At 57.9% G+C, this 9,349-nt stretch carries 5 protein-coding genes; all 5 read right to left on the bottom strand.

The window, feature by feature from the left end; all coding sequences use genetic code 11:
* Positions 1 to 1,022: cadherin-like domain-containing protein (locus BMZ40_RS18855; protein WP_143075703.1), on the bottom strand; the 1,022-nt coding region annotated here is incomplete at its 3' end.
* Positions 1,023 to 1,490: 468 nt separating this feature from the next.
* Positions 1,491 to 2,726, bottom strand: coding sequence for a glycosyltransferase (locus tag BMZ40_RS18850; RefSeq protein ID WP_092379633.1), 1,236 nt, complete (start codon positions 2,724 to 2,726; stop codon positions 1,491 to 1,493).
* A gap of 278 nt (positions 2,727 to 3,004) precedes the next feature.
* A complete protein-coding gene (locus BMZ40_RS18845) occupies positions 3,005 to 4,330 on the bottom strand; it encodes a TolC family outer membrane protein (protein ID WP_245751152.1) in 1,326 nt (441 codons plus the stop codon).
* A gap of 351 nt (positions 4,331 to 4,681) precedes the next feature.
* Positions 4,682 to 7,360, bottom strand: coding sequence for a hybrid sensor histidine kinase/response regulator (locus BMZ40_RS18840; RefSeq protein ID WP_177193280.1), 2,679 nt, complete (start codon positions 7,358 to 7,360; stop codon positions 4,682 to 4,684).
* A 414-nt stretch (positions 7,361 to 7,774) separates the two neighbouring features.
* Positions 7,775 to 9,349, bottom strand: a 1,575-nt coding sequence (locus BMZ40_RS18835; protein WP_143075702.1) for a calcium-binding protein, incomplete at its 5' end; no start/stop codon positions are given.

The following is a 9,349-nucleotide window of genomic DNA, read 5'->3' as shown; positions in this document are numbered from 1 at the left end:
TCGGCCTGGGTGAAGACCGTGCCGGAGAAATCCGTGATGGCGACGCCATCCAGCATCAGCGTGCCGAACTCCGGAGCGTGGGTAATCGTATAGGCGAGTTCCGACGCCGCATTGTCGACATCCCCGGCATGGAGGTATCCCGCAAGGGAGACGGTGGCTTCGGCTTCCACGTTGATCGGGGCGTTGACGTCGATGCCCGGCGCGTCGTTGACCGGATTGACGGTCAGGTTTGCGGACGTGTCGATCGTGCCGCCGTTTCCGTCGGAGACCGTGTAGTTGAAGATGACGGCGCCGTTCCAGTCGGCAGAGGGCGCGAAGGTCCACGTGCCGTCCCCGTTGTCGGTCAGCGTGCCGTCGCCCGAGGCGACGGAAAGTCCGGTCACGGTAAGGGCGTCGCCGTCCGCGTCCGAGGCCGTGGCCAGCAGATCGGCCCGCGCAAAGACCAGACTGCCGTCTTCGTCGATGGAGCCGAGGTTCACGGAGCCGCTGACGGAAGGCGCGCTGTTTGAATCGCCCGTCCCGTCATCCCCGGGCAAGATGCCGGCCGGTTCTTCCCAGTCAGGAAAAGACGGACCGGAAGCAGAGGTCAACTCTTCGCCGCTCTCGGCGCTGAAGGAAGCCATATCAAGGAGCTGCCCCATGCCCAGATCTTCTCCGACATCCTCCTGCAGAAATTCGGTGCCCGCCACGCTGGCCTGATGAATACCCAGCGGCTGACTGACATGTGCGTCAACCTCCTGCTCAGGGTGCTGAATGTCGAACATGATCAGAGGTTCCCCTGTGTCCGGCGAAATAAGCACAAGCTCCTTGCCGTCATCGGCCGAAGCCACGAAGAACTCCTCTCCCCCTTTCAACCGGACGACATAATCACCCCGATCCCCGGACACGATCTCGACATCTTCAGGAGCAGCGGCAAGAACCAGCCGGTCGCCATTGGCCAGATTCAATCTGCCGCCGTTGTCAATCCGCACTTCCTGAAAGTCACCGTTTCCCTGACGTACGCCAACATTGATAGTATACATAGAATCTCTCCTCGATCACGTTTTGAAGCTATGATTCAAGGCCAAGCTAACGAGATTCAACGTACTTAGTAATATGCATATTTATTTAATTTGACCTGTCATTATATACATAAATTAGGTAGATTTTATTACTTATTTGAGAATAAAATACTTATTTACCTATGCAATAATCAAATCGAGACTCGCCTTTGCAAATCACGCCTGTGGCACACTTAAGCTCACGAAGACGCGCATTGGCCATTATGCAAAATTTATCGTTTAGGTGAAATGAATCGCACTGATGTGAAAAAATACGAAGTTCCTACATACTTTGAGAGCAATGGCATGTGTCCGACAGGGTGGCGGCCCTTTCCTTGAGTGATATCGCATCACAATACCGATCTGAAACGCGGCGTATCGCGCTTACGGATCATGGCCGTCAGAAAATTACCCCCCGCCACCTGCAATATCGGAAATGAAAAGGAAATTTCAAAGAGAAGAAATCTTGATGCCCCGCTTTTCGACGGTCTTGCGCAATGTGTCCACCTGCAGAGGCAGGAGTTTTCGCAAATCGTAACCATTCACCACGGTCCTGCGGGCCTCTTCCCGCACGTTGCGCAAGTGACTTCGATTTTCCAACGCTTCAATGATGCGGGCCGCAATGGCCTGGGGGGACCGAAAATCGGTCATGAGAACGTTGTGCCCGTCAGTGGCCACCTCCCGCACGGGCTCCGTGTCTGAAGCCACCACTAGGCATCCGCAAGACAAGGCCTCCAAAAATGACCACGAAAGGACAAACGGACGCGTCAGATAAACGTGCACCGAAGACGCCTGAAGCAGCGTGAGGTAGTGTGCATACGGAAGCGCCCCCACGAAATGGATGCGCTCCGGATCGGGCCGCAGCCGCTCCACGAGCACTTCCTTCCAGGTTTTTCCGGGAGCGGGCGGCGCGCCATAACATGACCGATCACTCCCCCCAATGACCACATGACATTCAGGACGCTTTCTGACCACTTCCACCGCAGCTTCCAAAAACTGCGGAAACCCCCGATAGGGCTCCATGCCTCGCGTGGCGTAGGTCACGATTTCGCTTGCCCCTGAGAGGTCAAGGCCTGGGAGCACCATGCGCGAGGCTGCATCGGGAGAAAAATAATTCGTATCCAAGCCGTCATGAATGACGGATATCTTGGACCGGAACTCCGCAGGAAACTGTTCAAGCTGCCAGCGAGTCGGGCAGATGCCCTGATCGCAGGCCGCCAGATCGGCGAGAATAGGGAGGTTGTTGACGCGGACCTCAGTGCGCGCCTCAAGCGATAGCGGCTTGCCCGAAAAACGCATATCCGCGCTGTCGGCACCATAGAACCATTCAAAATAGCCCATGAACGCGGCTTCCGGGAAGACATCCTGCAAAAACATTGTCGAGCCCCACCCGGAATGGCCATAGATGACATCAGGCACAAAGCCTTGGGCGCGCAACTGAAGCATGGCACGCAATGCCGCTTCAGCCTTCTTTTCGGTATTTCGAAATCTGCGCATCAGGGCCTGCTCCGGGGCCTGTTCTGGCCGCTCGGGAACGTAAACCACCTTGCGAACTCCGGGAATGTTCCATTCCGGTCGCTCTTCCTGGGTGGCGAAGACCACTTCATTGCCGGGATCTCGACCCAACAATGACGCCAGATTTCGAAATTGCGCCGGAAAATTCACATGCGTAAACAAAATGCGCATTGGAGCTCCCGTTATCATAAGTCTTGACTATTGAAGACACCCGCTTTCTACGGCATTTCAGAACCGTAAGGCGGTAATTCCACCAACATTGAACGAACGGCGTTTTTGTTTCCTTTCCCAGATGTCGACGAAAAAGCAAGGCATCGGCGTTTTCGGTAGATTATGCCGCTATCCGCGTATGATCAGAACACCCCGTGGGGGTGTGTTCCCCGACTCCCCCCCCGGACAATGAACAGCCGGTCGGGGGGAATCGGGGACGACACCGCCAAGGAACCGGCCTACTCGCCCGTGATCTCGCCCAGGCCCTTGACCTTGAGATCCACGCCAAGAGCGCTCATGAGCTGGGAAACGGGCATACACAGTCGATAGTACGAGAACGTGTGCGCCGTCATGCCATTCAGGTACACCTGCTGGGAACTGAACAGACTCTTCTGCGCCGAAACAAGATCCACCAGAGTACGCTGTCCCATGCGAAACTGATCCGTGTAGCTTGAAACCACCTGCGCATTTTCGTTTGTCAAATTGCGCAGCACAGGCAACAGCTTGCCCGTTGCCTTGAAGAAGCTGTACGCCGTGCGAACATCCTCCTCCACCTGACGCTCGATATCCAGGGCATCCTGCTCGGCACGGAGCTTCTCATTTTTGGACTTGCGGATGGAAGCGGCGTCCGAGCCGCCGCGATACAGGTTGAAATTGACTTCCAGCATGGCGGAGGCGTCGTGGTAGCTTGCCTCGTAACCGCCAGTGTTGTCGGAACGACCAGCCGCAACCTTGGCATGCAATCTGGGAAAATACACGCCCTTGGCTGACTTGATCTCCAGTTCCTTCTGCTGCACGGCCAGGCGGGCCGCCTTCAGGGCGCGATTGCCGTCCCGGGCCATGCCGATGGCGATGGGCTCGCTCTGCGGGATGGCCAGCAGCGGTGGCTCGGGCATGGATAAAACACCGGGCTTGTCGCCGAAAAATCGAGCATAACCCGCCTCGGCGTCGTCCAGGGCCTGGTTGGCCTGGATCAATCGTGAACGCGCCTCCTGCAACGCCGCTTCGGCCTGGGTCACGTCAGCCTGCGTGCCGCCGCCGCTCTCCTGCCGGATGCGCGTCAGGTCAAGCAGCTTCTCGTGCTCCTCGATGTTGCGCACGCAAAGCTCCACCAGCCCCCTGGCCCGGATCACGTCCAGAAAATACTGCGTGGCGCTGAGGCCGACATCCTCGGCCGTGTTGAAGAGTTCCTCCTTCTTGGATTCGGAGTACAGCTTGTCGGCCTCGACCTTGGACCGCGTAAGACCGCCATCATAGAGCAGCTGGGACAGGACCAGACGCTGCTCGTCGGACCATTCCTCGCCCTGGCCGTCAGCCTCCCTGGCGATGGTCGTGTCGTTGCGACGCAGGCCATATCCGCCCCTGGCCATGAAATCCAGCTGCGGCAGAAGCGCGCCGTAGGATTCACGGTATGCGTCGTGGGAAATGGAATACGCGTGCTTCCGACTCAAAAACTTAGGATTGGCATCCATGGCGGACTGGATGGAAGCCTTCAGGGAATCGCCGCCCGCAGACACGCCCTCCAGCACCGAATCCACCCCAGGCGCGCCCAGGGGTTGAATCATGGGGGCACTTTCCTGGGCCATGAGACATGGCGTCATGAAAAACATCGGACTCAAAAACACGACAACCAACGGCCAGAACATTCCGTGATGTACAAAGCGCTTTCCTTTCATTTTGCCCTTCCTCCTTGGTGCGATCCCGATTTGAACCATATGGTTCCGTATTGGGTAGTTACGAGCCACAACATCTTGTACGTTGTTTTAGGAGGTATCCTGGGCATACTGAATCCATATCCCGATATATATTCTGAAAAAAATACGTAATTACTCTACCCTAGTACTTATTTCCAAAAATTACTCATTATTAGGTATGCCGCGTCGCAACCCAAGCTGCCGCGGCACGGCAGGTGATGATCACGATTCAAAACGATATCGCAATCGAGGGGCCAGAATTTTTCCGCGCAGAACCCATCTCTCCAAAGCATCAAAGAGTTCCCGGGTGTCAATGGGTTTGGCCAGATGATCGTTCATGCCGGCGGCAAGGCAGGTTTCACGGTCTCCCTTCATGGCGTTGGCGGTCATGGCGATGATGGGCAACTCGCGAAATCTCCCGATGGAGCGTATCCGACGGCTTGCTTCAAGCCCGTCCATGACCGGCATGCTCATATCCATAAGTACGGCGTCGTAGGGTTCTTGTGCCTCTTCCAAGCGCTGCAGGGCTTCCAGGCCATTGTTGGCGACCTCGGTGACCGCCTCGATTTCCTCAAGGATGGTGCACGTGACCTCCTGGTTGAAAACATTGTCGTCGACCAGAAGAACACGCAGCCCCCTGATGCCGTCACGCGGACAAAGATTCAGATCTTTGCCGGATTCTTGGGCGCTCCGGTCGGACCCGTCCCCAAAGGCCGTCAGCACGGCCCTGAGCACACCTACATGGGTAACAGGCTTGACCAAAAGCCCTGCCGCTCCGATTTCAGCCAGGTCACGTCCTTGCGGGTCAACATGTGACGACAGGGCTGAAAGCAATACCGGGACATTGGCGGGCAGGCCCCTCGCTTTGAGTCTGTACAGGGTTTCCGGGCCGTCGAGTCCGGGCATGGCCCAATCAAGGATGACCAGGGCAAATTTCTCGGGGTCGGAAGCTACCGCCTCCACGGCCTGTTGTCCGGACTCGACGGCCACGCAAACAAACCCCAGGCGGACCAGCGCACCAGACAAAGCCCGAAGCGCTGCGGGATGGTCATCGGCCACGAGGATGGATTTTCCCTGCATGGCCGGGGGGACCATATGCTCCGGGGAATGGGGCTGGTCTTGCAGATCGAACTCCAGGGCAAACCAAAATACGGAGCCGCGTCCCGGTTCGCTTGACAGACCGATATGCCCGCCCATGAGATCCACAAGCCGGGAACTGATATTCAGGCCGAGACCCGCTCCACCATAACGGTTGGCGGTATCCCCTCCTCCCTGTTCAAAAGGCCTGAACAAGCGGGGAAGAACATCCCTGGAAATGCCAGGACCATTGTCGACAACTTCAAAATGCAATTTTACCCGGCCTTCGACAGGCGCGACCTCCCCCTTTTGCATCTTGGAGCGGTTGACCGAGATCCTGACTTCACCGCCGGAAGTGAATTTTGCGGCGTTGCCAGCGAGGTTGACCAGCACCTGCTTGAGCCGCATGGGGTCTCCAAGGAGATGAACCGGCGTGTCTTCTTCCAGGTCGCAGAGCAGCTCGTTCCCGTTTTTCTGGATCATTGGAGCGAGAATGTCGCATACCTCGCGCACCAACGCTGCCAAGTCGAACGGCTTGCGCTCCACTTCCAGCTTTCCGGCTTCGATCTTTGCCAAATCGAGTATCTCGTTCATGAGCCCCAAAAGATGTGCAGCCGCGATTTTGACCTTGAGCAGACATTGCCGCACCTGATCACAGGAGGACTTCTGCAAGGCTATGTCCGTAAATCCCATGATGGCGGTCATGGGCGTCCGGATCTCGTGACTGATTCGGGCCAGAAAAAGATTCTTGGTCTGTGTGGCCATGGCCGAAGCCTCACGCTCAAGTTTCAGCTGCCTTATGCGGTAGGCCAGCGGCAGGGACATGAGCACCGCTTCCCCGGCCAGAGCCAGATTGAAGCCCATGCTGTAGCCCAGACTCGACCAGCCGACGACAGTGGCCGAAAACACGAAGAACAGCACGGAGACCAGACACCAGGCGATGAACAGGATGCATCCGGGCCAGTGTCCTTTGAAACAGCTGGACAGGCTCACTCCGAACCCCATCATGAACACAATCACGTTGAACGAAAGGTTGAACATGGTGTGTATGTGGGCGGACGGCAATAATGGCCCCAAAAAGATCAGGGCTCCCGTGGGCAAAACCATGCCCAAAAGCATCTTGTCCCAGATCGGATGAAATTTGCGTGTCTCAAGAAAGTCCCGCAGAAAAAGGCACATGGAGACGGCGCAAAGGTTGACGGACGTTGCCGCGACCAGAGGCTGCAACTCGTAACTGAAGAAAGGCGTCCACATCTTGTTGGAAAAATACCCCAGAAGCGCGGCGTGGAAGACCACGAACCACAGGTACGAGCGGTCCCGCAAATAGATGAAGATGACGAAGTTGTAGACGACCATGGCCATCAGGACAGCTACGAAAGCGCCGAAAGCCGCGCTGCGCAGATTGTTTTCGGAAAGGCAGCGGTTGCGCTCGCACAGACTTGGCCTGACAAACGAGACTCTTTCGCTGAAAATCCTGAAGTAATACGTATGGCTTAGCCCGTCGGCGATGAGGGGTATTAGACGCCCCTCGGTCGTTGAGCCGAATCGGTGGGGCGTGCGCGCCCATCGCCTTTCGCCTGAAACCGACCCGGGGAGGGGAGAATAGAAGTCGAGGGTCCTGACGTAGGCCCAATCGGGGTCGAAGTACCAATCCTGGCCTGGGTCGAGGCGCACGGTGAAGCGGAACCACCAGGCGGAGTCGGCCATGCCGAGATTCACGGACGAGGTGGAGACGGGCCGAAACTCCAGGGAACCCAGGACCTGGCCGATATCGGTCAGGGAACGTGTCCGGTCCTCAAGCATTTCCAGGTACGGCCCAAGCACAAGAAGAGAATCCCCTGTGCGGCTTGGAGAAACAGTTTTCTGTCCGCCTTGGCCAGAGAGAAGGTATGAATCTTGGGGCCAAGTTGTCATCGCTCTTGGGCAAGCTCCATCGATGCCCAAGTCCGAAGCAGCGGCATGACACGATTGCGGGCCCGTCGGTCCTGAAACTCCGATCAGGAAGGCCATGGCTAAGGAGCAGAAAAAAGTCAGCCGAACAGACTGACGGATCCGATCCGCCAACCTGTTCGGCTGACTCATGCTAACCTCGCGTGATGAATTGCCCAGTCTTTTCCTGCAACCACCTGTTCCGACTTCAGATATCCCGTCCGTTTCAACGCCCGGCGATGCAGCATGCGAGGTTCTCATCCCTTCCGCGCAGTTGGACATTTCCGGCCAGCGCTCCCTTTCCCGAGGTCATGCGAAAGGCACTACATGCTGCGTCGCGATATCCTCGGCCACCATCAAGTGGACAACGCTTGTTCCGACGGTGTTCGTGTAATGATTGTAGTCAAACCCATCGGCGCCGACTACGTTCATGGCCACAAGGGACCATCCCGAATCCGTCGCGGCCACTTCCGCGGGGCCCTCGCCGAACACCCACAGGGTGTCGGTGTCCGAAACGGACAGAACGTCGCTGGCCTTGAGTGTCAAGACGTTCTCCTCCCATCCGTTGACGCCGTACAGACTGATTTTTTCGATACCTGAGATGCGCCCTTCCGAAACCATGGCGCTCAGGTCCAAGGTGTGGCTAAAGCCTAAATCCTCGGCCTCCAGCGCGAAGACGTCGAACCCTTCCCCTCCGTGCACGGAATCCTCGGGCCCGCCGATCAGCAGATCGTCGCCGGCACCGCCGTCGAGCAGGTCGATGCCAGAATCCCTATTCATATTTGTATTAAGAGGGTCGTACTTCCATCCGATCAGGGTGTCATTGCCGTCGCCGCCGTACAGCGAATCGTTGCCGCCAAAACCCACGAGGCTGTCGTCGCCGCCGAAGCCGCGCAGTTCGTCATTGGAGCTCATGTAGTTCACGCCGTCCCAGCCGACGTCGCGGCCCAGCAGCGTGTCGCCATGCTCCGAACCCCACACGCCGTCAATGTAGAAAAGATGATCGCCGTGCTCCTCCCCGTCGACGCCGGCCCCGGCCTGGCCGTCGGAAATACGCGGATCCTTGTCCTGGTCGTTCATGTCCACAAGCACCCCTGCCGCTGCATTCCGGTAGCTGGCGATGTCGTGGCCCGTCCCGCCCCTGAGGACGTCGCCGCCCGTTCCGCCTTCCAAGATGTTGATGCCTTCGCCGCCCCAAAGGGTGTCCGCTCCGGCGCCGCCTATAAGCAGGTCGTCTCCTTGCTGGCCCCAGAGATAGTTGTCGTGTTCGTTCCCGATGAGCGTATCGGCATAGGAAGAGCCGCTGACATTGAAGATATTCCGCAGTTCGTCGCCGATGGCGTCGTTCCCGGCCGCGCCATTCCCCTGGACCTGAGTCACGTTGTTCAGATCGATCTCCACGGCCAGGCTGCCGGCGTAGTCGGCCACCTCGCCCAACCCGTGACCGGTGAGCACATCGGCCCCGGCGCCGCCATTGAGGGTATCCCAGATGGGGAAGGAGGATGATGGGTCTGTCGTATTGCCGCCCACGAGTGTGTCGTTCCCCTCGCCGCCATACAGGACATCACGTCCGTAGCCGCCAATGAGGACGTCGTCACCGGCGCCGCCATAGAGGAAGTCGTTGCCGGCATGGCCCTGCAACAGGTCGTCGCCGTCGCCGCCGTACAGGACATCGAAGCCTTCGCGGCCATACAGCGTGTCGTTCCCGCCACCGCCGTACAGGGTGTCGTGGCCCGATAAGCCGTCAAGTATGTTGTCGGCGTCGTCGCCCGTCAGCACGTCGCCGTGCAGCGCGTCGTTCGTGCCCAAAACTTCCTCGATGCCTGTCAGGGTGTCACCGAGGCCGTGATTGCCGGTGCCGCCTCCCGTCTGGGCGCCCGTGAC

Origin of the sequence: Desulfomicrobium apsheronum (assembly GCF_900114115.1) — a bacterium.
Lineage (GTDB): Bacteria > Desulfobacterota > Desulfovibrionia > Desulfovibrionales > Desulfomicrobiaceae > Desulfomicrobium > Desulfomicrobium apsheronum.
This window is presented reverse-complemented; position numbering and strand designations above follow the sequence as displayed.